Below are 26,175 nucleotides of genomic sequence, written 5' to 3'. Positions count from 1 at the left end.
TTAGTCAATAGTTGCAACAGATAGTAAACCCTTTACTTAATTGACAGCTATTAACTAATGACTGATGACTTCTACTATGTCTGTCATTACTGTCGAGAATATAAGCAAGCAATACATTATTGACCACCAAAAGGGCAAAGGCGGCACTACGCTCCGTGATATGATTACGGAAAATATCCGATCGCTTTTTGGGGGTAAAAAAGAGCAGAATGGCCTTACCCATGAGGAATTCTGGGCGCTTCGCGACGTCAATTTTTCAATTGAACAGGGCGATCGCGTAGGTATTGTTGGGCACAACGGAGCCGGAAAATCTACGATGCTCAAAATTTTGAGCAAGATTATTGAACCAACTACGGGGACGGTACGTATCCGGGGGCGGGTGGCTAGCTTACTGGAAGTGGGCACAGGTTTCCACCCCGAATTGACGGGCCGCGAAAATATCTACCTCAACGGTTCACTGCTGGGCATGACCCGTAGTGAAATCCGGAAACAATTTGATGCTATTGTGGCTTTCGCAGGGGTTGAAAAATTTCTGGATACGCCGGTTAAGCGCTATTCATCGGGTATGTATGTTCGGTTAGGCTTTGCTATCTCAGCCCACCTTGATCCCGAAATTATGATCGTTGACGAGGTACTGGCTGTAGGTGACGCCGAGTTCCAGAAAAAAAGTCTCGGAAAAATGCGGGACAACTCAGCCAGCGGTCGGACAGTTATTTTTGTTAGCCATAATCTAACGGCTGTTCAAGCGCTCTGTAACAAGACTCTGTATTTTGAAAAGGGGCAACTTATTGAACAGGGTGAGACAAATCAGGTCATTGCTTCCTATTTGAGTAAAGTATCGAAGACACGGCTAACGCGTCATTGGGACACGCCGGACGAAGCACCTGGCAACAAGCTGGTCCGTATCCGTCATATTGAGCTGACACCAGACTACCAGGACAACCTGACTCATATTGACGTTCGCACATCGTTTACAGTCCGATTTGAGTTCTGGAATCTGATGGATCGTGCCAACTTGAACTTAAGCCTGCATTTAAATTCGCTGACGGGTGAGTGCATCTTTAACATTGGCACCCAGTCGCAGCCCTACGGTAAAGGGTTGATCGCGGGTGAATGTACCATTCCGGGATATTTCCTGAACGATGGTTCCTATACGATCTCGGTTATGGTTGTCAAGGATACGGTCACACCGATTTATGTTATGGAGGAAGGCATTACCTTTGACGTAGAAGACTATCGCGAAGGCATTGCCTGGTATGGTAAATGGCCGGGCTTTGTACGTCCGCAGTTTCCTTTCCAGATGAAAATGCTGGAACCCGTTGTTAGTGAGCAATAAATAGGTAAGTAAACCCACAGTGGTTTTCATTAACACCTATTGACACTCGTTAATGACTGTTCACTACTAACTATTCACCGACTGATGATTAACGTCACGAAATCATATCTACCAGACCTGGACGAGTACACCAATTACCTCAAAGGGATTTGGGAGCGTGTTCATTTAACGAATGATGGTCCACTTCTGCGCGAATTGGAAATGCAGATGAAAGAATTTTTGGGCGTGAAGCACTTGAAATTCTGTACCAATGGTACTATCGTTCTCCAGATGGCGCTTAAAGCGTTAGATATTACAAAGGAAGTTATTACAACCCCCTTCTCCTACGTAGCGACCACGAATGCCCTTCTTTGGGAAGGTTGCACACCTATTTTCGCTGACATTCGTCCAGACGATTATAACATCGATCCGGATAAAATCGAGCCTCTTATTACCGAAAATACACAGGCTATCCTGGCAACGCATGTCTATGGAAATGCCTGTCAAATAGAACAGATTCAGGCCATTGCTGAGAAATATAAGCTGAAAGTGATTTACGATGCCGCGCATACATTTGGTGCTACGTATAACAACCGCTCAATTTTGAGTTATGGGGATTTGAGTACCTGTAGTTTCCACGCGACCAAGGTTTTTCATACGGTTGAAGGTGGTTGCATCGTAACCGATGATGACGCTCTGGCGGAAAAACTGCATTTCTACCGCTCTTTTGGGCATCGGAATGACGATTATTTCAGCATTGGCATCAATGCTAAAAATTCGGAGTTTCATGCGGCTATGGGTTTGTGCGTGCTGCCTAAAGTACCGGCATTGATTGCGGCTCGTAAACAGGTGTTTGGTTATTACAACGACCGACTGGATTTCAGCAAAATTACCCGCCCCTCGCTAACACCGGGCGTTGATTATAACTACGCCTACTATCCGATTGTATTTGACTCGGAGGAGACGTTGTTACGTGTCGTGGATTCGCTGAAGGCTCAGAACATTACGCCACGCCGGTATTTTTATCCTTCGCTCAATACGTTGCCGTTCGCCATTGCCTCAGGAAATGGAAAGGAGCAATCCTGTCCCATTTCAGAAGATGTAGCGCTCCGCGTACTTTGCCTACCACTTTACCCTGACCTGACAGAAGCCCAGGTTGACCAAATTTGCGGGATTGTGAACGAGGCTATTGCCGTCGTTAGCGAAAACGTATAAAGTATTCCCCCGTTACTATTTCCTGCGGCTTATCGACGCAATCGTTTTGCTTCGCAACAGTCCACATGGTGTAGTTCTTTATGACCATTTTCTACCTCATCGCGCTTTTTCTATTTATTGGTTACGTCGGGCGGCTGTCGATGCAGCTCTGCCGTCGGTCGTTAACGGAATGGTGGCTAACCACCTTTTTATTAGGCGCTGGCAGCGTTATTCTCACCGGTTTTATCCTTTCGGCTCTGTACCAGACAGCCAACGCACCCGTCTGGGCAGGTTCAGTATTCATTACGTCGACTGTCCTTAACGCGATTCTTAAACGGCTTCTACCAGTCCAGGACCGGTTTTCCGTTATGGTACTGGTTCGCGAACGATGGGGTACCGCTCGGGAGTGGTTCAGCCAGCTATCGACCTATAGCCGTTTCCTGTTTTCTTCGTTATTTATTACGCTGGCTATCATTGCCATTACGAATCTACTGACCGTCTTTTTTACCGTCCCGAATGAGTGGGATAGTATGACTGGTCACCTGAATCGGGTGATGCAGTATATTCAGCGAGGCACGATGCGGCATTTTGGCGGTACGAACTGGAATATAGACACGTATCCGAAAAGTGTCTGTACGCTTCAGATTTATGCCTTTCTGATGACCGGGCATTTTGAGAATGGCTTTAAGTTTATTCACCATCTGAGTTACTGGACGGCTATTGTATCCGTATTCGGTATCGTCCAACGTATTGGACAAAACAAGTTATCAGCCAGCTTCTTCTGTGCACTGGCCTACGCGCTGCTCCCCGATTTTCTGATGCAGTCGATTACGACTGAAACCGATATTGTGCTGACAGCTTACCTAAGTATATTGCTCTACATGCTGTTCGCTTATCACAGTTTCCGGGCAACAGACCGGTCGGCAAACCGCTATCTTTATTTAGCGGGGATGGCGTTCGGGATTGCGTATGGACATAAAATTACGTTTACACTATTGCTGCCGTCGGTATTTACCATCATGGTTTATACCGTATTTCTATCACCATCCTGGGCCACTACGTTCGCGCGCACGTGGCGGTTAGGAGCAGCCATCGTTGTAGGGGTTTGCTTATGGATGTTGCCGACGGGTTATCTTAAAAATATTGAAGTATTTGGCCATCCCATTGGTCCGCCAACGGCACTGAAGCACCAGTCGGTTGAGCGGGCAGGATCGTTAACGAATTTACTTGAGCAAGGTAGTCGTAACGTAGTGCGCTATGGCTATGACCACATCAACTTAGATGGGATTCGGAACCTCGCGATTGGAGCCAGACTAAACCATATTATGCGGGAGCCGCTGGTAGTTTTGGAGGACAAACTTCATATGCGGCTCGATGAAGAAACAGATTTTTCCATTCAGCCTTTCGCTTTCGACCGGAAGTTTGTGTTCTACAATGCAAATCCGTATTGGGGCATTTTTGGCTTCGGGCTCGTATTCCCCTTACTAGTTCTGGTACTAATCCGTTACGTACGCTCCACACCGCATATCTTTCTAGGCATAGCTCTGGGATTACACTTTGCCGCTCTCGCCTACTCAGCCCCTTACGACCCGTTCAAAGGCCGCTACTTTATTGAAACAGGTTTGTTTGGCATTACGTTTCTGGCGTTACTATTCACCAACTCCCGCGTGTCGGTAGAAAATCCGGGACGCGTTAGCTGGAAAGGCTACGTAGGATTAGTAACGGTGTTGGGCTGCCTCTCTGCGCTGTTGTGTATCTTCCTGAATACGCGCGCACTACCCTTTGCCTGGACAGCCCCGGACGGACGGTCGTTCCAATCAGCGTTTAAAGCAGACCGTATTCGGCAAATGACGCTGGGCCGCCCGGATACGTACGTTCCTTACAAGCGCTTCGATGAACTAGTCCCCGAAAATGCGGTTGTAGCGCTTGGTACCATCAACGACGATTACGAATACCCACTCTATGGCCCGAACTTATCCAGAAAACTCATTGCAATTAATCCTTTTGAGCAGGGTCTGAGGCCTATTCCTGAAAATGCTGATTATCTTTTTTTTGATAAAAGCGTTATTGCCCCTAAGCCCGGCGACATACGATTAGGCACCGATACAACCATGCGCGATGCGGTTATCGTACCGGGAGAAGATTATTATTTACGAAAACTAAAGTAAAGACGTACCAGTACTTGATCAATTCAATGGTTTAAAAAAAGGTACCACGGGTTTTAACCCGTTCTGGAATTGTCCCAAAAAACGGGTTAAAACCCGTGGTACCGGCAATAAGAATTAAATTGGAGCAGTACTAGTTTGCGTCGTTATCTAAACGCCACACCTATGACACTAGCCATCATGCAACCTTATTTTCTGCCTTATATTGGCTATATGCAGTTGATGAGTGCGGTTGATACGTTCGTATTGTACGATGACGTAGCGTTTATCAATCGGGGCTGGATTAACCGTAACCGCCTGTTAATTAACGGGCAGGAGTACCTTTTTTCGGTTCCGCTAAAAGATGCCAGTCAGAATAAGCGGATCAATGAAGTGCATCTGGCCGACGATCCGAAATGGCGGGGTAAACTCCTCAAAACGATTGAGCAGGGGTATCGTAAGGCTCCCTTTTACCAAACGGTGATGCCACTAACCGAAAAAATTGTCAACTTTACGACAGACTCTATTGCCGACATGGTCCATTTCAGTTTGGTCGAATTGAATCAATACCTGGGTCTGACTACCCGATTGGTGCAATCTTCCGCCGTTTATAACAACGCAGACCTGAAAGCCCAGGAGCGCATTCTGGACATTTGTCGGCAGGAAAACGCAGCACGGTATATCAATCCTATTGGCGGTACGGAACTGTATGATAAGCCTACCTTTGACCAGGCAGGTATTGAATTGAATTTCATTAAATCGAAACGAGTCGAATACCCACAGTTCCGTAATGAATTTGTCCCCTGGCTATCGATCATTGATGTACTGATGTTTAACGATACTACGGTCGTCAGAGAAATGCTAAATGAGTACGAATTGGTGTAAATATTGACTGAAGACTGATGAATGACTCAATCCATTCATCAGTCTTCAGTCTTCAGTCAAAAACGCATGGCAAAAGTTATCATTTTCGGGGTGATGGATACGGCTGAACTGGCCCATTTCTACCTCACTCACGACTCAGAACACGACGTAGCGGCATTCACCGTCAGCCGTGAATACATGACCGGCACCGAGTTTCAGGGATTGCCTCTGGTTGCCTTCGAGGAAGTCGAAACCTTGTTTTCACCCCAGGAATACAAGTTTTTCGCGCCGATGACCGGTCGGAACATGAACCGCAATCGCGAACGAATTTACCTGGAGGCCAAAGCCAAAGGCTATGAATTCATCTCCTACATCAGTTCCAAAGCGACTTTGTTCGGTAATCAGATCGGCGAAAATTGCTTTATTCTCGAAGACAATACGATTCAGCCATTTACCACGATTGGCAATAACGTAGTGCTTTGGAGCGGTAATCACATCGGGCACCATGGTCAGATCAAAGACCACGTTTTCTTTACGTCGCACGTGGTTATGTCGGGACACTGTGTTATTGAACCGTACTGTTTTTTTGGCGTAAACAGCACCATCCGCGATTTCTTACACATCGCGACAGGCACGCTCATTGGTATGGCTTCTGCCGTTTATAAAGACACGGATGAGTGGGGTTTATACCTCGGGAATCCTGCAAAAAAGCTGCCCACACCCAGTCACGAAGCGTACTAGTTTTGTCGTTGGTTGTCCTTTATTGCCATAAAATTGAGTGAAAACCACTGACGGTCAATGCTGATCAATGACGATTTTATTAATTGGTCACGATGCCAATCGCGCCGGGGCACAACTCGTTTTGCTGAATCTGATGCGACTGCTGAAGGCAGAAGGGATTCAGATGCACTTACTTTTAGGGGAAGGCGGACCGCTTTTAGATGAATACCAAGCGGTTTGCCCCGTAACGATCTGGCCCGCGCCCGACCGCTACGTTATAGGCGTTGCAGCCGACATGGTATTGGGCAAGCTAGGGTTGTGGGAGAAATTTCATACCCGGCAACTTACCGCGAGAAGTCAGGCAGTTAAAGCGCAGTTAAACGTTGACTCATTCGATCTGGTTCTGGTCAACACGGCTATGGGCAGTCGCTGGTTTAGTCAGCTGGGCATTCCCCAAAAGACACCCGTCGTTACGTTTGTTCATGAATTAGACATGTCCGTCCGGACGTATACGAAGCCCGACGAACTGGCTTATCTCCTCAACCATACAACGCAGCTTCTGGCTGTTTCGAAGGCAACGGCCCGCTATTATGAGCAGGAGCATGGCTTTGATCCGGCCCGAATTACGTTATATACGCTCATTGATACGCCATCGCTCGAGCGGAATGTGCGCTTGGCCCGTCAGCAAGCCAATATTTACGAATCCCTGGGTTTATCCACCAATGCGCTGATTGTAGGGGGTTGTGGCAATGCCGAATGGCGTAAAGGCAATGACCTCTTTATAACCCTGGCCCGTCAGGTAATTGGTCGCGAAGAAGGAGCAACGACAGCGCCGATTCATTTTGTCTGGGTGGGTGTACCGGAAGGGTCGCTGCGAGAGGATTTGCTGCTGGATATTCGCAAGGCCGGTCTAACCGATCGCGTTCACCTGATTCCGCCGACGCCAGACGTACTACGTTATATGAGCCATTTCGACGTATTCGTGTTGTGTTCCCGCGAAGATCCCTACCCACTTGTCGTGTTTGAAGCCGGTTTGTGCGATGTACCGGTCGTGTGTTTCGACAACGCGGGGGGTGCACCCGAACTGGTCGAAACGGACGGCGGTTTCGTGGTTCCCTATCTTAATCTCGACATTATGAGCCGGCGCGTTTTCGAGTTATTGCATCAACCGAATCTGCGTCGGGCATTGGGCAAGCGGCTAAGTCAGAAAATTCTGGAACGTCATCCCGCGCAGCAAAGCGTCGAAACTCTTGTAACTTTGTTTAACCAACTGACTCGGCAATAACGCTCGATTTAATCTGTAGGAGACACTTGCCGTGCTCGCTCTATGACGCTTGCTTTCACCATCTGTTCAATAAATTATCTGGCTCAGGCCCGGACGCTGGGCGATTCGCTTCGCCAGACAAACCCAGATTATCAGTACGTTATCGGCCTGGTCGACAAATTAAGCACAGCCAATCTGCCCGCCGAACTGGTCCCGGCGTATCCGATGCTCGAAGTGGATAAGATCGGGATCCCCGACTTCGCAGCCATGTGTGACCGGTACGACATTACCGAACTGAACACCGCTGTTAAGCCTTTTTTCATCGACTATTTTTATACTTCGTATCCAGAAGCCACTCAGGTTATTTATTTCGATCCGGATATTATTGTTTTTCAGCCGCTACATCAATTAAATGAAGCCCTGAATCACTACAGTCTGGTGCTGACGCCACACACCTGCTCGCCCACGCCCGACTGGCAGCGACCCAACGAACAGCACCACCTGAATACCGGCATTTTTAATCTCGGCTTTATCGGTTTACGTAACGATGCCACCGCCCGACAGTTTGTTAACTGGTGGAAAGATCGGTTGGTATATGAGTGTCGAATCGATCTCTGCGAAGGTCTTTTTGTCGATCAGCACTGGGTGAACTTTGCGCCTGTTTACTATGATAATATCCTGATTGAAAAGCATTTGGGGTATAATGTTGCTTACTGGAATCTGCACGAGCGGTACTTCTCCCAGAACAACGCTGGCGAGTGGCAGATAGCGAAACCGGAGCACCAGACTAGCAATCAGACTGACGGATCAGCCACTCAGCTTTTGCAGTTTTTTCATTTCAGCGGCTATAATCCTGACCGCCCAGATGAGATCTCTAAGTATCAGACACGATACGGATTTGCTAATTCCAATGGAGCAACGACTACCAATTCGTTACGTTTCGTTGACCGGCCGGAGCAGCAACGCCCTGATGTCCGACCCTTATTTGATCTGTACCGCGAACGCCTGCTGGCCAATCATAACGATCAATACCGACCATATCCGTGCGTATATATTAAGCCGCCCGTAGTGCTACGTTACCTTCGAGTACGTAAATTGCTGAAAACACCATTCAACCGAGTTATTGCGCTGTTAGAATCCCGTCAGGCATGAGTAATTGGTTTGGTATAAAAATCGCTGGCCCGTCAAACGGCTCTACGGAAGGGCCTACATTTCAGGAATTGTGGCGGTATCGCTATCAGAAAAGCATTCACCTTCTTGAACGGTACCGGTCCGCTTCAGCCAAATACCGCCACTTAAAGCAGATCAAAAAAAAGATTGGGAATCGTCCTTTGATCGCGATTATTTTATCGGAGCAGATGGGCGATATTATTGCCTGTGAACCGATTGCCCGCGAGGTCCGCCAACGTCATCCCGATGGCTACATTATCTGGGTGGTTCGTGAGCCCTTTGCCGAACTGGTCAAATACAATCCAAACCTGGATGAGTATTTGGTCGAAAAATGTCCGGGCGAACGGGTTCAGCTGCTGCAATCGGGGATTTACGACAAGGTGTACAACATGCATATTTCGCATCGTAAGTGTAAGTATTGTCCTGAAGATCCCATTAATCCGACCGCTGATGCGATTGGACTAACCTTCGACAATTATTACCATCGGGGTGATTTGCTGTATATCTTTTCACAGGCAGCCGGTCTTCCGGCTATGACCGCCGAGCCAAAAATGTATATTCTGGAAAGCGTACGGCAAAAAATCGCTGGTTTACAGTTACCCGCCGGACCAATCGTTATTCACTGCCAGTCAAGCCATATACTGCGCGACTGGCCTGCCGATAACTGGAATAAACTCGTTCGCTGGTTGATTGCCACATACCCCTACCCGATTATTGAAGTTGGTTTAGCGCCAACTGTAACCGAGCCAAATCCGCAGTTTCGGAGCTTATGCGGTCAGTTGAGTTTACTCGAAACCGCCGAAGTCATTCGACAGGCTCGTCTGTTTATCGGTATCGACAGCGGCCCCGCCCACATGGCCAATGCAACGGGAGTTGACGCCATTCTCCTGTTGGGCAAGCTGTTCGATTTTGTCGATTACCTGCCTTACTCGGGTCGGTACAAACGGGGCGAAGGCGTAACGATCCTGAATGATTTTGGTCATCCCTGCGCTGAATTACCGTACGCATGGGTGCAGGATGCGGTGCAGCAGCGATTAGGCCAGCCCAAACTCGTATGAAGCCGTCCGTTAACGTAGTGTTGCCGGTTTATAAACCGCAGCTCACGGATTATGAGCGCATTTCGATAACGCAGTGTATACGGGTGTTAGGACAATATCCGATCTGGTTAGCCGCTCCGCACTCGCTCGATTTATCCGCCTATCGAAACATCCATCCAGCCATACAGGTCCGGACATTCGATGACGCCTATTTTACGGATGTGCAGGGATACAATCGACTGATGCTGTCAGCGGAGTTTTATCAGGCTTTTTCTGATCAGGAATACATATTAATTCACCAGTTAGATGCCTTCGTTTTTCAGGACAATCTGGCCTATTGGTGTCGGCAGAATTACGATTACATTGGCGCACCCTGGCTCCGTGACCGTGATTTTACCGGCTGGTTCGATCAACTTGACTTCACCCTTCGAAAAGTCGTCGCTACGTGGATCGATCTGAAAAAACCAGATGGGATCACGCCCCGCGAAATCATAAGCCTGAACAGCGTTGGAAATGGTGGCTTTAGTCTTCGGCGCATAGCCGCCATGCTACGTTGGCAGAAAGCCTATAGTCGAAAAATTGCCCAGTATGAACGCATTTCCATACACCAGTACCACGAAGATGCGTTCTGGGGAATCGAAGTCAATCGCTACTGGCCCCGATTACGAATTCCAAACTACCGGAAAGCGCTCCACTTTTCGATTGAATTCTTCCCAGAATGGTCCGTCGAGCATTACAATCGTGGTCAGTTGCCGTTTGGGTGCCATGCCTGGGACATTCACGGAACGGATTACTGGCGTTCTATTTTCGCCCGGTACGGCTATCAAATCTGATCGTTTGTATGACTGAATCCGCTCGGCCAACTATCTCCATTGCGCTTTGTACCTACGAAGGTAAGGCGTATCTGCCTATGCAGTGGCAAAGTTTGCTGGATCAGAAACAGCTTCCCGATGAGGTGGTTATTTTCGACGATCATTCAACCGATGGTACCGCCGAGCTGATTCAGCAATTGGCGGCAGAGGCCCCCTTTCCGGTACGTGTGCTAAAAAACTCGGTGCGTTTAGGATCGAACAAAAATTTTGAGCGGGCTTTAGCTGAATGCACAGGCGACTTGATTTTCATCTGCGATCAGGATGATTTCTGGCTTCCGGAAAAAATTAATACGTTGGTCCACTATATGCAGCAGCACTCAGCTACACAGGTTGCTTTCTGTGACGCCTACGTAACAGATGAGGAGTTGAACGGGCGTCAGGGGCGATTCTGGGAGGAGGTCCGGTTTGATGAACGAGCACAGAATCGGTGGCAGTCGGGTGAGATGATGGAGGTTATGCTGGACGGCAATCGGGTAATGGGCTGCGCTATGGTGATCCGGCGATCCTTTTTGCCAACGGTACTCCCCGTTCCAACGGATATACCGGGGTACATTTACGATGGGTGGATCGCGTTGGCCGCTGCGGCTTTACAGGCTATTGACTTCATTGATAAACCTTTACAGCTTTATCGAACCCATGTTCAGCAGCAAATTGGCGTACGTGAGCAGGAAGCAGCTGACCCTGTCCATTTATGGGATCGTTTTGTCCGACACCGAGCGGGTAAACTAGCTCCCTTGCGGGAAAAACAGGCTCAGCTAACCCAGATTCGTAAGCTGCTGGCGGATCGAATTCCACCCGATGCATCCGGTTTCGCACAGTTAGACAGACGGTTAGTACATTTTACCATGCGTAGTCATTTATCCCCTAATCGACTGTTCCGGATTGTGCCGGTCATGAACAGTTTACGGCAGGGAAACTACAACCGTTACGCCGATGCATCGGCCAATTGGTACGCTCCTTATCTGGCGGTTTTGGGCGATATACTCGAATGACGTAGTTTTGTGTCACTGTGTTAGTAACCATCTGTACCATCCGTCAACTGCCCCAGGCTTTCGCTCTGGCGAACAGTTTTGTTCAATACGCTGCTACCAATAAACCTGCGTCGGTTTTGATTGGCTTAGCCGACGATCCTGCACATCTGCCTGCTGGGTTTGTTTCACCTTATCCGCTCCTGCCGATTCGCGAACTGTTGTCTGATGAGCAACTGACGACTTTATCGGCCATTTATACGCCAACGGAGTTTGCCGCGGCCTGTAAGCCGTTACTTGTCGCCGAAGCGTTTCGACGATATCCTGATACCGATTCGATTCTGTACGCTGACCCGAACATCCAGTTCCTGGCTCCCCTGACACCTGTCTGGGAACAACTTTCCAGGGCCAATGTTCTGCTAACACCTTTTATTACCCAGAACCCGCACGATACGTACTGGCCAGACGAGAAGTTCTTTCAGAACGTTGGCTTGTATAGCGCTGATTTTCTGGCGCTACGTCGTTCGCCCGAAACAGATCGCTTGCTGGCGTGGTGGGATGATCGGGTTCGGGAGAGGGCGTATGTAGATTTCTGCGCGGGTCTATGCTTAGATCAGATTTGGCTGATGCATGTACCCGTATTCTTCAAGGATACTGTCATCGTTCGTAATCCAGGTTGGCACGTAGCGCTTTGGAACCTGCCCGAACGGGTGATCCGACAGGAACGGAACGGCTGGTGGGTTGACGGACCGGCTGGGCAGAATCAGCCATTGCTGTTTCTTAATGGCAAAGGGTTACTGAACCCTGACGAAGGTTTTTTCCCGCATCAAAGTCGCTTTCACCTTGCCGACAGAACCGAGGTTTCTACTATTCTAACCCAATACCGACAGTCGCTCAGTAAATACGCTGATTTGAACGTTCGTAATGTTCATCCAGCTTATGGGAAAAAACCGGAGCCGATGGTCCTACGTGGCTGGCGATACGCTACGGTCAACTCATTGCGGGCTATTACACGTTTTCTGGATCAAGTGCCGCTTCCGGTTATTCGATAATCACCGTTACGTTGTTACTGAAATCGTGCTTGTCTGTCATTTAATCAAGCACGATGCCAATCGCGATACCTCCCCAGGGTATTACGTTGTGATCGGTTACGACCGGGCAAATCTGTGCTTTCCAGAAGCCAGTTGTGCGTACATTAAACAGAAAATAGCGACGAACACCAAGTATAGGTCCATACAGGTAATCGACTGTAGTCTTTGAGTCTAGTAAGTACGACCCTCCGATGCCGATCTCAGCGAACAATGATCGCGAAGGAACCTGGGGCGGACAACCATTTTCTTTCCCGTTCAGCAGAATATTCCAGGTAATCGATTGCGGAGCAGTAGCCATACTGTAGCGGGCACCCAGATAGCCAAGCCCACCACGTAGTACAACAAAACTCTTTTTAAATTGAGCAGGGATGTACTCGATATTAGCCGAAAATGCAGAGCCAACTCCACCTGCTTCGGCAGTTGCAGCCCACTTCCAGGAGCGCATTTGAGGTTTATAACGCTGAGCGTATAGAGTGCTAGGTATCAGGAAAAATAGGACACAAGAAATCCTTACGGTATGCATCAATGAATATATGGGTGAATAGCAGGGGGTTTTCTACTTCTCAGAGCCAATAAACCTAGTTTGAATTGACGTGGCTAATCATGGCACATCTAACTTTAATCCAAATTAGTCAACGATCAATGTGTTTATTAACGAACGCGAATCTACAGGAAAAACTATAATCTATTAAGTGAATACGCCATTATAGCCCTGACTTTTGAGTAAGCGTATACTATGTCACCCCTATACGTATCATAATCCCATTAAAGGAATAAGCCAAAACAGCATTTCTCAGCTAGATCAACAAGTTAACATGTGAATCAATTTGACTAGCAATTATGATCATATTTCATCTATTGTCTACTAATTGACTACGTTCTGACCATAATCGACTGAAGAGTATCCAGAACATTTAGTCACTGGAGCGGTTAAGAAAGAGTCTGACCCATGTATAAACCCCATAATCAATGAGTAGTAAATCCGAAAATCTGAAAGTTATTTTTTATCAGCCTGCTGCTGAAAATAAAGCCGCCACGATTGTGGCCGATGGTTATTTTAGTTTTGTCCCTACCTTTAAAGAAGGCGACTCCATAAACATCACGCTTTCCCGAAAAGGAGCCTCGAATACACCTGTCCATGACCCCATTGGCCACAAAACACACCGGGTCATCAAAACAGATTGGGTTATTATGATCGACGGCCCTTCTAAAGAAGCCTTAGCAACATTGGTTGTTTCCGTGGATGAGATCATCACGACGGAAACACCTGTAGATTACCCGTCCCTCGTGGCGTCTCATTCGTAAGCAAACGTAGCGAGAGGCTACGTTTTCGGTTTAGCTGCCCACTCAGCGGCCACAGAATTGACACGGCGTAACCAGAATCGCTTTCCTTCCTTGTTCCAATGCCCGTCACCCAGGTGATACCATTCGGGGTGTTGACGTAGTGTGTCAATCATGGAAATAATCGGAGCCTCTAAGCGTGGGTTGGCTTCAATACGCTCGATCTGGTGATTATAAATTCCATGATTTGGCTCAAGGATAGTCACTTTGTTGGGTATCATACAGACGTAAACCTCATCAAAACCCATTCGCAGATAATGCCGTCGGATTGTGTTCAGGTTCGTTACCAACGTATCGAGTTTGCGGTCTGAAATGGGCCGAAACGCACTAAGTACGTAATTCGTATCGACCTCCTGGGTATAGAATAAATGCTGTTTATCATGCGAAATAGCCGCGCCCGTTACACGTCCAAACACGCTCAGCATGATCTGTGCTTTGAGTTCTTTGAACCAAATAAACACCTTACTGTTGAACAGCAGGAACTCAAGGCGCTGGTTTATTTCGGGGCCAAAACGCGCGAATAATTTATCATTTGGCTTTTCTGCTTCAACAGGTTCTTCCGCAACCGCATTCGGTTGATCTGAAGGAACGATACCGTTTTGAATATAGATTTGCTGAAAGTCAGGTGCATATAGTCGCTCCTGTAGTACTCGTTCGATAAACTCGATAACCAGAATGTTGTGTTTAGTCGTGTCTAACGGAGCCACAGGAGAATGTTTATGGCCTACCCATACGTGTTCGTTACGTCCACCCGCGTAGTAGTTGGTGTCCATCGCTACGAAGCTGTCACCAATGGTAAACAGATGTACGCCAGGGTAGTGGGTTGCGGGTTCGTCAGCTTTGGTCAGGTTATCGTTTGCACTAAAATCTTCTTCCCGAAAATTAGACAGGTTCGTTAGATTATACAGATCACCGTGATCGTATTGATTGGGAATAAGGCGCTTTCGATCTAACCAACGCTGCATATCCGGGGAAAGGCCAACGATGAGTATGCCTCCGGATAGTACCAGAAAAAACCACTTCAGTAAGGTGCTAAGCATGGCGATACCGTTAGAACTGAAAGTAAATGAATTGATTGGCGGTAAAGACGCCAAATAAATAGCAGGCCAGCACCAGTAATGGCATGATAATCCAGAAGGCCCGATTGTCTATCCGTCTGATAAAATCAACCCATCGGCTCTCGAACAGTAAACTACCGATCAGTAGAAAACAGAAGACAAGTTCAGCCGATTGAAGGGGTGTCTGGATGGCACCCATATGGTTAAACGTCAGCGTTTTCTGCAACACGAGCAAAGCATCTCCGGTGTCGGTAGCGCGAAAAAATACCCACGTAAACATCACCAATAAAAAGGTCAGCAGTTGATTCGTCCACTGACCGGCCAGACTGCTACGTTGCTTGTACTCCCGTGTTACAGTATCGGGCACCGGTGCCCGATACCGGGATAAAACCTGCCCCACAACGAGGTAAAACCCATGCAGTGATCCCCAGATAATGAATTTCCAGTCGGCACCATGCCATAATCCACTTATACCGAAAACAATCAATGAGTTGAGCGCGGCCCGCGAAGGTGATACGCGATTACCCCCTAGCGGAATATACACGTAGTCTCGAAACCAGGTCGACAACGAAATATGCCAGCGACGCCAGAACTCCGAAATCGACTGGGATAAATAAGGCGTTCGAAAGTTTTCCATCATTTTGATTCCCATTACCTTCCCAGCGCCAATGGCAATGTCGGAATAGCCCGAGAAATCGCAGTATATCTGGATGGCGTAAAAGAACACCGCCAGCAGTAAGGTTCCGCCATTCGTCGTCTGTACATCAGCATAAGCGGGATCGACCACCATCGCCAGGCGGTCAGCAATCACCACTTTTTTGAATATCCCCCATCCCATCATCATCAAACCCGATCGTACCCTTGGCCAATCGAATGAATACGTCTGGTGCAGTTGAGGGAGAATGTTCTGTGGCCGTTCAATCGGACCAGCTACCAGTTGAGGATAGAACAAAACATACAGCGAGTAGGTAGCTAAATTTCGTTCGGCCGGATAGTTGCCCCGATACACTTCTATCGTATAACTCATCGACTGAAAGGTGTGGAACGAAAGGCCAATCGGCAGCACAACCCCCGGTATCAGCACTTGCAAAGGAGGTATGGCATTACTGGTCCCGAACAGCGACAGTAAATCCGTTACGTTGTTGTTAAAAAAATCGTAGTATTTGAAAAACGCCAGAATACCAACGTTCGTAATCAGGCTGGCAATCAACAGGACTTTTCGAGCGTGACCGGTTGTACGTTCAATCCAGATACCCGCTACGTAATCGACCAGGATAACAATAAAGAGGATAATCAGGTAGGCTGGAATGAAAGCCGCATAGAAATAGCAGCTAGCCAACAGTAATAGTATTCCCTGTGTGCGTTTGGGCACCGTGAAATACAGTAACGTAACAAAGGCAAAAAAGAAAAGAAAATGTAAGGAATTAAATATCATGCGCAGTAGAAATAGCTGGCCGAAGCAATTGACAAAAGTACAAAAACCTGGTCTTGTCAAAACGACTGGAAAGAGATTTTTTGCTACTTAGAACCCCGCTTTTTAAGGAACGTTACTTATTAAATGGCTAATTAACAGGTCTAAAATCTACTCTTTATCAAAAATTCCCCAGAGAAAACGTATTGAAATAGGCTGAGCACAATCTAAAAAATATCCAACTCGTATCGCATAAAGTGAATGGAATCAGGCGAGCTATTTGCCCTGCTTAGACCATTCGCTGAAACCCATTGCTGAACGCGCTCTGTTAGAAATCAGCTTTGTAAGACTAATCTAACCAGGATGCATTTAAACAAATTTGCTATTTGTGTTTACCTAGTTTCGAGGGATTACGACTAACGCTGAAGCAACCTAACCAACGTAGCAGTATGGATTTCAATCAGCAACCATTCGGGCGAAAAATTATGTTTTTGACCGTTCGCTCAATCGATTACCACTTTTGTCCCCAACTTGATACATGTTGCCCCAAATATTAGAATAGTCAGGAAAATTAAATCCTACCATTGTTCGACCAAAAGCAGATACCTAAAAATCTGGTTACCTAGCCTCTAAGTCTCAATTTCTAATCAATTCATTTACTTAATCATGAAACAAATTTTCTTTTGCGCCCTCTTTTTACTGTCGTCTTCAATCCTGCACGCCCAGGTTGGTATTGGCACCACCACACCGAAAGCCTTTTTTAACGTAGCGGATGGTAAGGATGTTCTTTTTGGCCAGGATGTATCGGGCGCCGGTAAAAAACTCATCTGGTACGCTGACAAAGCAGCATTTCGAGCTGGGTACGTAAATGGGACTCAATGGAACATTGCTCAGGTAGGGCCATATTCGTTCGCGGCTGGTTATAATGCGACTGCTAGTGGCAATGGTGGCATAGCCATGGGATCCGGCACCTCCGCAAGTGGTTTGAGTTCTACAGCTCTGGGTATCAATGTTTCGACTAATAACCGCTATGGTTCATTTATCATTGGCGATTTGAATAGTGAGATTTATTCAAATACGAATGATAATCAGATGATGATGCGCTTTTCGAACGGTTATAAATTCTTCACCAATCTAGGTAGTCAAACCTATGCGACGGGGTTAGAAGTACTTCCGGGTGGTAATGCCTGGCAGACCACTTCCGACTCGACCCGCAAGGAAAATTTCCGGCCTGCCAACGGCGCGGATTTCCTGAAAAAAATTGCTAATATGCGCTTAGGCTCCTGGAATTATAAGGGGCAGGATGCGAAGACGTATCGTCACTACGGTCCCATGGCTCAGGATTTCTTTGCCGCCTTCGGTCACGATGAACTAGGCACCATCGGTGAAGATAAATCCATTAACCAGGCTGATTTTGATGGGGTCAACCTGATTGCCATTCAGGCGCTGATCCGGAAAATAGAAAAACTAGAAGCCGAGAATGGAAGCCTGCGAGAAGAAACTGCATCACTACGTTCAGATATAGAGATAATTAAGCGTCACTTAGCCAATGATTCTAAACTTACCTTTAAACCGTAAACGCATGAACTATTTCCTTACCACATTTGCCCTGCTGATCGCGCTTAAGTCAGTTGCGCAGCTTTCTGTTGGTAACCAGGGTATGACCATTCTGTCAGCTACCACCCTGGCAGTTGATGGTCTTACACTTACGCCCACCTCAACGCTGACTATGGCAAACAATAGTGTTCAAAAAAGCACGACGCCTGTTGCAGGAAGCCCGAGTATTAACCGGCTTTATCGGTTCGATTCGCCCCTTCTCTTTTCAGGAACGGCGGGGGTTAACTACCTCACTGAAGAGCTTAACGGCTTTACGGAATCTAACCTTCAGCTAGCCTATGCGCCCACAGCGAATACAACGCTTACGTTCACGACTGGTAGCACAGTCAATACCACCACGCACTACGTATCAAATTCGTTGGCGAACAAAAACTTGTTTGTCGTATCGGCCGGAACGCTCTTATCAGACCTAACGCCCATTCTCTACGCCCGACCGACTACAATTAGCGGTACCAGTGATGTTAGTGTCGTGGTTGACGTGGTAGAGATTAATTCGGTAGCGACGAGTGGTCTGTTTACGGTAAGGATTACGAAGGATTCCAGGGTCAGTCTTACCTTTCCAGAAGAGGCTACGTCAGTTAACAACCGGTCGGTGCAGAACAATGCCTGGCAACTTAATGCACCGGATGCGAACTATTACGTACTAAGTACGCGGTACAGCGTTCCGGCTGGAGACAAACTCTCTTTTGGCCTGGTAGGAAAGCTTAATCCTGGTGCTACGAGCGGAGTACTGGGAATCAGTTCAATTATACTGCCCACAACCGTGCGGGAAGCCAAGCTGACAAACAACGCTGACGCCGATAAAATCGATTATTTTCAGCAGTGAGACAACCGACTAAAATGGGTCGATCGCTACTGGCAATCAACCCATTTTAGCACTCCTGTGCATTAGCCTAACTTCTATTTTTTCATCTTGTTTTCAAACAGGAACACGCCGTTTTTATTAGCGATCACGATATCGGGTTTCTTATCGCCGTTCATATCATGCACCGTAATGTTCAGGCCAGCTCCTGAATCGTTGTCAATAATGTGTTCTTTATAATACGGTTCTTTACCGGGCGTGAATTCAAACCACAGCAATATGCCGGGGTCACTGTCGCCGGGGTCACGGCCGTGGTGAGCCAGGAATCGCTTTCCGGTAATGTAATCTTTACGACCATCTCCGTTCAGGTCAGCCATAATCGACGAGTGGGTTTGGGCGGTGGTGTTACTCATCAGATGGGTTTTAAAGTTGATCTGTCCCTGCTCATCAACGATCTGTTCGTGCCACCAAATACCCAATGCGTGGGCTGAGGCACTTACTACGTCATTTTTACCATCGCCATTCACATCCAGTATCTGCATGTGCGAGCAATTCTCGCCCAGATTAGCGGGGTGGAATACCCAGTTACCGGCTTTTTTGTCAGTCGTACCTTCATACCAACCTTCCCGAACCACTACGTCGTTGAAGCCATCTTTATTTACGTCGCCGTAGCCGATTCCGTGCGAAAATATGTCGGTTCCCGGTACGTTCTCTTTACTTAAGGCAAAGCGTTGCCATTCCATTTCGCCAGGTTTTACCGGAGGTTTTAACCAGACAATCTGTTTCTTATCCTTGTCGCCACAAAGAATATCAAGTCGGCCGTCGCCATCGATGTCGATAAATCCCGGTGATTCGTTGGCAATCCCTACGGAATCAGCAAGAATGTGTTTTTTCCATTCGCCAGCAGCCTTCTTGGGATTCTCGAACCAGAAGCCGGGCTTTCCGGGAAAATCAATAATCACTACATCGTCCCAACCGTCCTGATTCACGTCCATTCCCAGATTCAAAAACGAGTCGCTATATTCTTTCCGTGGGTCATACACGCGAGAAGGAGCCATCTCATGCCGTGTCCAGTTAGGGGCTTCAAACCAGTAATAACCGGCAACGATGTCCATTTTTCCGTCTTTATTCAGATCAGCCACCGCAACGCCTTCGGAGATAAAATCTCGCGTGATTTCCGTTTTTTTAAAGTCATTGGACAGAATAGCCGATTTGGCATCTGCTCTTTGTGCTGTATTGGACGCCTGCTGCTGGCGCACTTTGAACAGCGATTTATCCTGACTATACGCACTGGTCAAGCAACAGACTAGCAGTACTCCGCTCAATACGTATCGGCTGTTCAGATCAATTCTTGCTTTCATGATAACCAGATCCGTTTATGTTTGAGGATAGCACCGGGTTAAAACCCGGCGCAAATGATGAGAATAGATGTAATGCGCCGGGTTTTAACCCGGTGCTATTGTTTACTCTTCCAACACTTTGGCAATCACAGCCTGAAGCTCGTGGTTCTCGTGCGAATGTTCGAGTTTGCCCACCCGATCATTCAGTTCTTTCAGTAACTTCTTCGATTCGTCCGTACCGATGGCCCCAATGCGCTGAACCGTATACGGCAGGTGCTTCGGCATTTTTGATTTTTGAGCCAGTTCCAAAGCACGTTTCATATCGACGGTGGCCAATGGTTCGGCAGCGTACCACAGCAATAATGGCAGATTATGGTCATCCTTATCCGCCGATTTCTGAACAAGTGCATCCATCACGTCCCATCGCTGACCCGGCTCCAACCGTAGCATCGCCGATGTCAGGTATAACCGCACAAGCGACGAATTGTCATTTTGGGCCAAAGCTGTCAGGCGTTTTAAGGTTTCCGGCGAAATGGTTTTGTTCTCGGCCAGGAGTTGAATCGCCCAGCTTCTGACGTACTCATTTTCGTTAGTAAGCAGATCCGCTAGCTCCTTTTCGGTAAAGCCTTTCGTTACGTGTAGTGCCCACATGGCCCGGAGTTTGCGCGTCGCATCCGGATTTTTAGCCAGCATTTCTTTCAGCGCTTTGTGCACTTTCTTATTCGGGCCACGCTCCTGTAAAATCGTGCGGGCTTGTCGTACGTACCATTCATTCCCATTGAGCTGGTAATTCACCAGTTCCATATCCGACGCTTTGGATAGATCGACCTGTACCCATTTGTCGTTTTCGTGCGTAATCTTGAAAATTCGGCCCATGGTTTTGTTATGCACATCCGGGTTTGGGCTGTGGCATTGATTCTTATCGTACCAGTCGATGACCCACACTGAGCCGCTAGGATCGTATTTCATGTTCAGCCACTGAGACCATGAGTCGTTCATGGCTAAAAAATCCGGTTTATGGGTAACCAGATAGCCTGAGCCAGCGCGGGTCGGATGATCCTGATTCAGCCGCGCCCCGTTGATATTGTTCATGAAAATATCATTCCGGTATTCCTGTGGCCAACTATTGCCAAGGTAAATCATCGCTCCAGAGTGGGCATGCCCCCCTCCTGCCGAAGCCGACCGGAAATTACCCGCATGTGGTCCCCGCTCCCCTACCCAGTGCACATGGTCAGCATGGGTTTTGATGTCGTCGTAGGTGTACGGGTTGAAATGCTTGCCACCCTGCCGCTGGTAGCGCCCGCCCTGAATCATGTGGTACATGTGCGGAATCACGCAGGCCGTAATGAAGGCGTGGCCATAGTCGTTGAAATCGAGTCCCCAGGGGTTACTGGTACCTTCAGCAAATAGTTCGAACTGGTGTGTGGTTGGGTGGAACCGCCAGACACCCGCATTTAGTTTTGTCCGTTCGGAATCAGGCGCACCCGGCTTTCCTACGTTTGAATGAGTAAAGACACCGTGTGTGCCATACAGCCAGCCATCAGGCCCCCAGCGCAGGCTGTTTAGGGTTTCATGCGTATCCTGCGTCCCCCAGCCGTCGAGCAGTTTTTGGGGCGGACCTATTGGTTTATCATTCTTGAAATCAGCGGGAATGAACAGCAGATACGGAGCCGCACCAACCCACACACCACCCATGCCCACTTCCATGCCACTGACCAGATTCAGTCCTTCGATAAAGACTTTCTTCTTATCCAGGGTTCCATCCCCATCCGTGTCTTCAAAAATCAGAATCCGGTCCCGACCCTGGCCTTCCGGTGCCGGAACTGGGTACGTATGCGACTCAACCACCCAAAGTCTGCCCCGCCAATCAACCGTGAAACAAATCGGTTTGACAATATCCGGTTCGGCGGCTGCCAGCTTAATTTTAAAGCCTTTGGGCAGCGTCATTACGTTGGCGGCTTCGGTACCGGAAAGTCCGGCATGCAGTACGGGGTCTAGCGGTGGCAGGATAATGATGTCTTTCTGCTTCAGTTCGTTCGGGAACGTAGGCCGAGTGGCATAAAATTGAAAGTCATCAAAATTAATGTGGGCCCATTTGTCATTCGGTATATATGGAATCTGCGAAATCCCCGTCTCATTGTCGACGATCCGAATGAAAATATCCTGATTCAGATACGGTTGCAAATCGACGACCACTGGCTGAAGCGTAGCACGGCCTTGTCCGGTACTATGAAAAATGACTTTATCCGTACCCGCCTGTACGAGTTCGACGCGCGTATCCTGCAAAGCCCCACCCGAAACCTTGAACGCGGCAAATGGCTGAGTTACCCTAAATGGAACGGAGGTTAAGGTTCCCGTCAGTTTAGCGTTTGTCGTTCCCCCGCTGCTCAGAAAATACTTTCCACCGAAACCGATGTGCATGTCTTTTTCATGAACCGGCGACGGATCATCCTGAGCATAAATCGGGTTAGCAAAGGCTTCACCAGTGGCGGTCCAGTCTGTCAACGTACCGGTTTCAACATTCAGGTTCAGCGGCTGACCGTTCTTCATCGGCAGTTGGCCGGCAACCGTCGCATCCAAGACAGCGCCTTCTACTACCTCAAAATTTCCGACCATGCCGGCAGCTCGGTGACCAGGCACCGTACAGAAATACGTATCACTTTTATCCGCTTTGAACGTAATGCTGGCCTTTGTTCCCTTTTCCTGAAGTGTTTTGCTTTTTAGCCCAAGTTTCTCCAGTGCAATATCATGCGTCATGAGCTCGCCGTTAGTAATCGTAATGCGAACCCGATCGCCTTTGTTCGCTTTTAATGTCGGATTACGCGCGCCATCTTTTGCAAAGAAACCCAGCATAGTTGCTTCCAGCGCATATTCACGGTCAACTTTCGCCGTGTCCTGAACAGGCTTTGGCTTGGCGGACTGAGCTAAACTATACGTACTGATCAGCAAGGGGATAACAAAAGAGAAAGGGTTGAGCAGATCGGATTTAAGCATAGGAGTAAGTCGTCAATTAGTTACAGCATTAAAGTTCGGATATCGTCAGATCCCTGAATTCAACCTGGGCAACACCTCCACTGTGAATCTGAACGGCAATAACGCCTTTCTTCGGAATCTTGCTATCCTGCTCGGTGTAGTCACAGGTTTTTACGCCATTGATATACAGCTCGTGGCGATTGCCTTTACAGCGGATGATGTAGCTGTTCCACCCATCTTCTTTAAGAATACGCCTGAGAATTCTCAAATCGCCACTAACCAGTTTTTCCCGTCGGTGTTCATCATAAATATCGCCCCAATAGCCGTTTCCCATGTCGGCCTGATACCCAATAATTTTTTTCCCCTCAAGAATCGAACGATACTGAATCCCGCTGTTGATCATTCCCGTTGACGGATCGCCCGACAACCGGAACAGACAGCGAAATTCAAAATCGCCATATTCTTTTAGCGTGTGTAGATACGTGTTCTCCGGTATTTTTTTAACCCCGTCACCACTTCGAATAACACTGTCTTTAACAAACCACAATGACGCATGAGCCGGATCAACGGTCTTCCAGCCGGTCAGCGTTTTCCCATCAAATAACGATTCCGTTTTTCCTGAAGACTGCGCAAAGACCGCCAACCCATTGAGTATCTGAATATACAGAAGAAATGGCAGGATCAGAAACCGTTGTGATACGTATCGCCCAGTACGAGAATGATTCCAAATTGATTTCATCCGTTTAAGTTTTTTGGGTAAATTCCAATTTGTCTACTATAAAGAATTGGAAGGATGCCTATTACTCGTTCGAGACACGTTTCAACTCAGTTCACTATCTCGAGCGGACAATACGTAGTGTCAGTATGGGGCAAATTTCATTCAATGGATCAGCGACTGGTAACACTCAGGCAGCTACCTACTCCGGTTTTACAACGACTGCCAGCTTTACTATCAGTCAACCCAGTACCCACACCAATGTAAGCACATTAGGAGCCAGCACCGGTACAGCCTCAGTGACACTCACTGACGGAATCTCTGCCGATAACTACGACAGAACATCCGACAAGCCTATCGGCGATGGCACCAGCAATATCACCCGTCTGAGTACGGGTATCTACTCCATTAAGATTACCGATGCCAATGGCTGCACAGTTATCAGTTCTACGACTGTCGGATCTGATTCCTCTGCTTTACGCTCGACCTTTGCTGGTATATGGTGCTTCCCTTTTAGCATATGGTGGACGTAGTAGAAACTAATGGAATCAGTAGTAACGGGCTCATTACCGTTAAGATCACGAAAGATGCCAAAGCCGCGCTGAACTTTGAAGGAGAGCTCACCAGTGTGGGCGGTCGTGATGTACAGAACAGTGGTTGGAGTTTTAGCAGTGATGTTGCCTACTATATTTTGACTACCACTCGACCTATTACGGGAGGCAACAAACTGAGTTTTGGCTCAGGGTAGCATCACAGGCACGATCAATTGCAGTGCAGTATTGTTAGGGCCCCTGAGAGTCAGACCTACACCGACGCGGATAAAGTGGAATGTTTTCAGCAATAAGGGTATTATACGTTCACCGACCTCTTATATCCTGTGAGCCGGTTAACTTGATCAATAGCCTGAATGAGCTGTAAATCAGTATATCATGAGCGGTAAGTCCTGCCAAAAAGCAGGCTTACGTTGGTGTGGATAGAATCCCAAACGCCCGGTCAGCTTGAGCCGGGCGTTTTTTCAATTATAAAGTAAAATGATCATTTCGGTCGCCCTGGCATAGCGAATAGCTTATTTTATTGATAAAACTGCAGAATTATCCCTACCTTTACAGCCTTGGCTTTATGGTGTAATGGATAGCATCACAGTCTTCGGAACTGTTGGTTGGGGTTCGAGTCCCTATAAGGCCACGAACCTATCTAAAAAGCTCCTGCACGCTCTGCATGGAGCTTTTTTCATTTCCTGGGTTTCTTTCCTAATCGTACTAGCATCTTTATATGCTGTGCTCATACTTCGGTAGACCAATCTTGCTGGGATGTGGATGTTTTGAACTCATAAAAATGAGCCAGTGAACAGTAGAGTAAAAACCTAAATTTCACTGACAAACAAAGGAAAAACGAGACAGCAGGGCGGCCCTTTAGGGTTGAGGACTGCCAAGTAGCTTAAATTCCAGTCAAAACTGGCTCATAAAACAGGGTAAGGACAAAACGTCTAGATTTGATAGGACCGCAACAAGACTTATTTTGCGCTAAAGAGGCATTGTATTTATCCATTAAGCTATTCTTACATACGTCCCAAATCATCGTAAAATTCAACCTCTTCTTGCCGGGTGAAAACGTTTAGCCCAAACAAGCTATTGACCAAAGGCTGATAAGGCCTCGAGACCGTCAGCCTTCTTCCGGTTGATAGCTCAAGGTGAACACATCTTTTGTCTTTTACTAATCCTTGTACATACATGAAATTAACCATAGTTGACCGGTGTACCTGTACAAACCCCGAATATTTGACAAAATAATTGATTGGTTTGGTCACAATGGCGTTTGTGTTATCCAGATAATAGATTCGGGTGTAATTGGCTTCGCTTTGCAGCCACAGAATGGAACTGATTGCTACGGGGGTTGAAAAACCGGGTAATTCTATGCTCTTCAAAATTTCTAATCACGTTGCTGAGTAGTAGACATACGGAATAGAGTTATGTACGGATTTATTCATTGGTGAGCAAGCTGCCTGATGACGGTTGCCAATAACAGCATTCGGCGCACCATCACATTCCTAGTGGGCAACCCCTGCATCAACCAGCTTTATCAATTCAAAAAACCCTCGCTTTTCTCACAATAATTATGGCAGTATTGTAAAGGGCTGCTCAACAGGAAGTAAATTCATCGGTGGAGGGGGAGGTCAGTGGGGCGCTGATGCAACTCAGTATAATATCTTTACTAACTACATCGGCCCTGATAAGGATAACAACAATGCCTGGCGTGTCACTATTACCAATTTCAATAGC

At 47.5% G+C, this 26,175-nt stretch carries 23 protein-coding genes and 1 tRNA gene; 17 read left to right on the top strand and 7 right to left on the bottom strand.

What is annotated here, in order from left to right:
- Positions 1 to 76 precede the first annotated feature (76 nt).
- The 11 genes from IC230_RS27250 to IC230_RS27200 all read left to right on the top strand — a co-directional run bounded on the left by IC230_RS27250 (position 77) and on the right by IC230_RS27200 (position 12,600).
- On the top strand, positions 77 to 1,336 hold the full coding sequence (locus IC230_RS27250) for an ABC transporter ATP-binding protein (protein ID WP_191042229.1): 1,260 nt from the start codon (positions 77 to 79) through the stop codon (positions 1,334 to 1,336).
- An 84-nt stretch (positions 1,337 to 1,420) separates the two neighbouring features.
- Positions 1,421 to 2,530, top strand: a complete 1,110-nt coding sequence (locus IC230_RS27245; protein WP_191042228.1) for a DegT/DnrJ/EryC1/StrS family aminotransferase — start codon at positions 1,421 to 1,423, stop codon at positions 2,528 to 2,530.
- A gap of 80 nt (positions 2,531 to 2,610) precedes the next feature.
- Entirely contained in the window at positions 2,611 to 4,677 is a 2,067-nt protein-coding gene (locus tag IC230_RS27240; protein ID WP_191042227.1) for an ArnT family glycosyltransferase, read from the top strand.
- Positions 4,678 to 4,839: 162 nt separating this feature from the next.
- Positions 4,840 to 5,538, top strand: a complete 699-nt coding sequence (locus tag IC230_RS27235; protein ID WP_191042226.1) for a WbqC family protein — start codon at positions 4,840 to 4,842, stop codon at positions 5,536 to 5,538.
- 66 nt (positions 5,539 to 5,604) lie between these two features.
- Positions 5,605 to 6,258 carry an acetyltransferase gene (locus tag IC230_RS27230; RefSeq protein ID WP_191042225.1) on the top strand — a complete coding sequence of 218 codons (654 nt, stop codon included), beginning with the start codon at positions 5,605 to 5,607 and terminating at the stop codon, positions 6,256 to 6,258.
- A 67-nt stretch (positions 6,259 to 6,325) separates the two neighbouring features.
- On the top strand, positions 6,326 to 7,522 hold the full coding sequence (locus IC230_RS27225; RefSeq protein ID WP_191042224.1) for a glycosyltransferase family 4 protein: 1,197 nt from the start codon (positions 6,326 to 6,328) through the stop codon (positions 7,520 to 7,522).
- 42 nt (positions 7,523 to 7,564) lie between these two features.
- The gene (locus IC230_RS27220; protein WP_191042223.1) at positions 7,565 to 8,653 is read left to right on the top strand and encodes a glycosyl transferase; all 1,089 of its coding nucleotides are present in this window, start codon (positions 7,565 to 7,567) and stop codon (positions 8,651 to 8,653) included.
- Entirely contained in the window at positions 8,650 to 9,729 is a 1,080-nt protein-coding gene (locus tag IC230_RS27215) for a glycosyltransferase family 9 protein (RefSeq protein WP_191042222.1), read from the top strand. Before IC230_RS27220 ends, IC230_RS27215 begins: the two co-directional genes overlap by 4 nt.
- Positions 9,726 to 10,541 carry a DUF5672 family protein gene (locus IC230_RS27210; RefSeq protein ID WP_191042221.1) on the top strand — a complete coding sequence of 272 codons (816 nt, stop codon included), beginning with the start codon at positions 9,726 to 9,728 and terminating at the stop codon, positions 10,539 to 10,541. Before IC230_RS27215 ends, IC230_RS27210 begins: the two co-directional genes overlap by 4 nt.
- Positions 10,542 to 10,549: 8 nt before the next feature.
- Positions 10,550 to 11,572 (top strand): glycosyltransferase, encoded by a 1,023-nt coding sequence (locus tag IC230_RS27205; protein WP_191042220.1) that lies wholly within the window; start codon positions 10,550 to 10,552, stop codon positions 11,570 to 11,572.
- Between the two features lie 17 nt (positions 11,573 to 11,589).
- The gene (locus IC230_RS27200) at positions 11,590 to 12,600 is read left to right on the top strand and encodes a hypothetical protein (RefSeq protein ID WP_191042219.1); all 1,011 of its coding nucleotides are present in this window, start codon (positions 11,590 to 11,592) and stop codon (positions 12,598 to 12,600) included.
- Between the two features lie 40 nt (positions 12,601 to 12,640).
- Here the strand turns inward: IC230_RS27200 and IC230_RS27195 are convergent, their stop codons facing one another.
- A complete protein-coding gene (locus IC230_RS27195; protein ID WP_191042218.1) occupies positions 12,641 to 13,084 on the bottom strand; it encodes a hypothetical protein in 444 nt (147 codons plus the stop codon).
- 524 nt (positions 13,085 to 13,608) lie between these two features.
- On the opposite strand from IC230_RS27195, the gene IC230_RS27190 reads away from it, so the two are divergent.
- The gene (locus tag IC230_RS27190) at positions 13,609 to 13,944 is read left to right on the top strand and encodes a hypothetical protein (protein ID WP_191042217.1); all 336 of its coding nucleotides are present in this window, start codon (positions 13,609 to 13,611) and stop codon (positions 13,942 to 13,944) included.
- A gap of 17 nt (positions 13,945 to 13,961) precedes the next feature.
- Here IC230_RS27190 and IC230_RS27185 read toward each other — a convergent pair whose 3' ends face one another.
- Together IC230_RS27185 and IC230_RS27180 are read right to left on the bottom strand one after the other, a co-directional pair.
- Entirely contained in the window at positions 13,962 to 15,020 is a 1,059-nt protein-coding gene (locus tag IC230_RS27185) for a hypothetical protein (RefSeq protein ID WP_191042216.1), read from the bottom strand.
- Positions 15,021 to 15,030: 10 nt separating this feature from the next.
- Entirely contained in the window at positions 15,031 to 16,473 is a 1,443-nt protein-coding gene (locus tag IC230_RS27180; protein WP_191042215.1) for an MBOAT family O-acyltransferase, read from the bottom strand.
- 642 nt (positions 16,474 to 17,115) lie between these two features.
- On the opposite strand from IC230_RS27180, the gene IC230_RS27175 reads away from it, so the two are divergent.
- Positions 17,116 to 18,027, top strand: coding sequence for a tail fiber domain-containing protein (locus IC230_RS27175; protein ID WP_191042214.1), 912 nt, complete (start codon positions 17,116 to 17,118; stop codon positions 18,025 to 18,027).
- Positions 18,028 to 18,031: 4 nt separating this feature from the next.
- Entirely contained in the window at positions 18,032 to 18,892 is an 861-nt protein-coding gene (locus IC230_RS27170) for a hypothetical protein (RefSeq protein WP_191042213.1), read from the top strand.
- 74 nt (positions 18,893 to 18,966) lie between these two features.
- Here IC230_RS27170 and IC230_RS27165 read toward each other — a convergent pair whose 3' ends face one another.
- From IC230_RS27165 to IC230_RS27155, 3 genes are all read right to left on the bottom strand, one after another.
- A complete protein-coding gene (locus tag IC230_RS27165; RefSeq protein WP_191042212.1) occupies positions 18,967 to 20,229 on the bottom strand; it encodes an FG-GAP repeat domain-containing protein in 1,263 nt (420 codons plus the stop codon).
- A gap of 102 nt (positions 20,230 to 20,331) precedes the next feature.
- Entirely contained in the window at positions 20,332 to 23,202 is a 2,871-nt protein-coding gene (locus IC230_RS27160) for a PVC-type heme-binding CxxCH protein (protein WP_191042211.1), read from the bottom strand.
- Between the two features lie 28 nt (positions 23,203 to 23,230).
- Complete coding sequence (locus tag IC230_RS27155) at positions 23,231 to 23,920, bottom strand: 3-keto-disaccharide hydrolase (protein WP_191042210.1); 690 nt, start codon at positions 23,918 to 23,920, stop codon at positions 23,231 to 23,233.
- Between the two features lie 125 nt (positions 23,921 to 24,045).
- On the opposite strand from IC230_RS27155, the gene IC230_RS27150 reads away from it, so the two are divergent.
- The 3 genes from IC230_RS27150 (at position 24,046) to IC230_RS27140 (ending at position 25,081) form a co-directional block, all read left to right on the top strand.
- Positions 24,046 to 24,429: a hypothetical protein gene (locus IC230_RS27150; RefSeq protein WP_191042209.1), complete on the top strand. Its 384-nt coding sequence runs from the start codon at positions 24,046 to 24,048 to the stop codon at positions 24,427 to 24,429.
- On the top strand, positions 24,417 to 24,644 hold the full coding sequence (locus IC230_RS27145; RefSeq protein ID WP_191042208.1) for a hypothetical protein: 228 nt from the start codon (positions 24,417 to 24,419) through the stop codon (positions 24,642 to 24,644). Before IC230_RS27150 ends, IC230_RS27145 begins: the two co-directional genes overlap by 13 nt.
- Before the next feature lie 365 nt (positions 24,645 to 25,009).
- Positions 25,010 to 25,081: transfer RNA gene (locus IC230_RS27140), tRNA-Arg, on the top strand.
- A 373-nt stretch (positions 25,082 to 25,454) separates the two neighbouring features.
- On the opposite strand, the gene IC230_RS27135 is transcribed toward IC230_RS27140, so the two are convergent.
- The gene (locus IC230_RS27135; protein ID WP_191042207.1) at positions 25,455 to 25,820 is read right to left on the bottom strand and encodes a LytTR family DNA-binding domain-containing protein; all 366 of its coding nucleotides are present in this window, start codon (positions 25,818 to 25,820) and stop codon (positions 25,455 to 25,457) included.
- Positions 25,821 to 26,175: the final 355 nt, after the last annotated feature.

Origin of the sequence: Spirosoma validum, from assembly GCF_014699035.1 — a bacterium.
Classification (GTDB): domain Bacteria; phylum Bacteroidota; class Bacteroidia; order Cytophagales; family Spirosomataceae; genus Spirosoma; species Spirosoma validum.
The sequence above is the reverse complement of the archived record's forward strand: the minus strand, read 5'-3'. Positions and strand labels throughout refer to the sequence as shown.

Bases quoted from the DNA above. Each gene is read 5' to 3' on its own strand.
- IC230_RS27155 (WP_191042210.1), bottom strand. From the start codon at position 23,920: ATGAAATCAATTTGGAATCATTCTCGTACTGGGCGATACGTATCACAA.
- IC230_RS27215 (WP_191042222.1), top strand. From the start codon at position 8,650: ATGAGTAATTGGTTTGGTATAAAAATCGCTGGCCCGTCAAACGGCTCT.
- IC230_RS27240 (WP_191042227.1), top strand. From the start codon at position 2,611: ATGACCATTTTCTACCTCATCGCGCTTTTTCTATTTATTGGTTACGTC.
- IC230_RS27210 (WP_191042221.1), top strand. From the start codon at position 9,726: ATGAAGCCGTCCGTTAACGTAGTGTTGCCGGTTTATAAACCGCAGCTC.
- IC230_RS27195 (WP_191042218.1), bottom strand. From the start codon at position 13,084: ATGCGCTCCTGGAAGTGGGCTGCAACTGCCGAAGCAGGTGGAGTTGGC.
- IC230_RS27175 (WP_191042214.1), top strand. From the start codon at position 17,116: ATGAAACAAATTTTCTTTTGCGCCCTCTTTTTACTGTCGTCTTCAATC.
- IC230_RS27205 (WP_191042220.1), top strand. From the start codon at position 10,550: ATGACTGAATCCGCTCGGCCAACTATCTCCATTGCGCTTTGTACCTAC.
- IC230_RS27165 (WP_191042212.1), bottom strand. From the start codon at position 20,229: ATGAAAGCAAGAATTGATCTGAACAGCCGATACGTATTGAGCGGAGTA.
- IC230_RS27250 (WP_191042229.1), top strand. From the start codon at position 77: ATGTCTGTCATTACTGTCGAGAATATAAGCAAGCAATACATTATTGAC.
- IC230_RS27170 (WP_191042213.1), top strand. From the start codon at position 18,032: ATGAACTATTTCCTTACCACATTTGCCCTGCTGATCGCGCTTAAGTCA.
- IC230_RS27225 (WP_191042224.1), top strand. From the start codon at position 6,326: ATGACGATTTTATTAATTGGTCACGATGCCAATCGCGCCGGGGCACAA.
- IC230_RS27235 (WP_191042226.1), top strand. From the start codon at position 4,840: ATGACACTAGCCATCATGCAACCTTATTTTCTGCCTTATATTGGCTAT.
- IC230_RS27160 (WP_191042211.1), bottom strand. From the start codon at position 23,202: ATGCTTAAATCCGATCTGCTCAACCCTTTCTCTTTTGTTATCCCCTTG.
- IC230_RS27220 (WP_191042223.1), top strand. From the start codon at position 7,565: ATGACGCTTGCTTTCACCATCTGTTCAATAAATTATCTGGCTCAGGCC.
- IC230_RS27245 (WP_191042228.1), top strand. From the start codon at position 1,421: ATGATTAACGTCACGAAATCATATCTACCAGACCTGGACGAGTACACC.
- IC230_RS27150 (WP_191042209.1), top strand. From the start codon at position 24,046: ATGGGGCAAATTTCATTCAATGGATCAGCGACTGGTAACACTCAGGCA.
- IC230_RS27180 (WP_191042215.1), bottom strand. From the start codon at position 16,473: ATGATATTTAATTCCTTACATTTTCTTTTCTTTTTTGCCTTTGTTACG.
- IC230_RS27230 (WP_191042225.1), top strand. From the start codon at position 5,605: ATGGCAAAAGTTATCATTTTCGGGGTGATGGATACGGCTGAACTGGCC.
- IC230_RS27190 (WP_191042217.1), top strand. From the start codon at position 13,609: ATGAGTAGTAAATCCGAAAATCTGAAAGTTATTTTTTATCAGCCTGCT.
- IC230_RS27185 (WP_191042216.1), bottom strand. From the start codon at position 15,020: ATGCTTAGCACCTTACTGAAGTGGTTTTTTCTGGTACTATCCGGAGGC.
- IC230_RS27145 (WP_191042208.1), top strand. From the start codon at position 24,417: ATGGTGGACGTAGTAGAAACTAATGGAATCAGTAGTAACGGGCTCATT.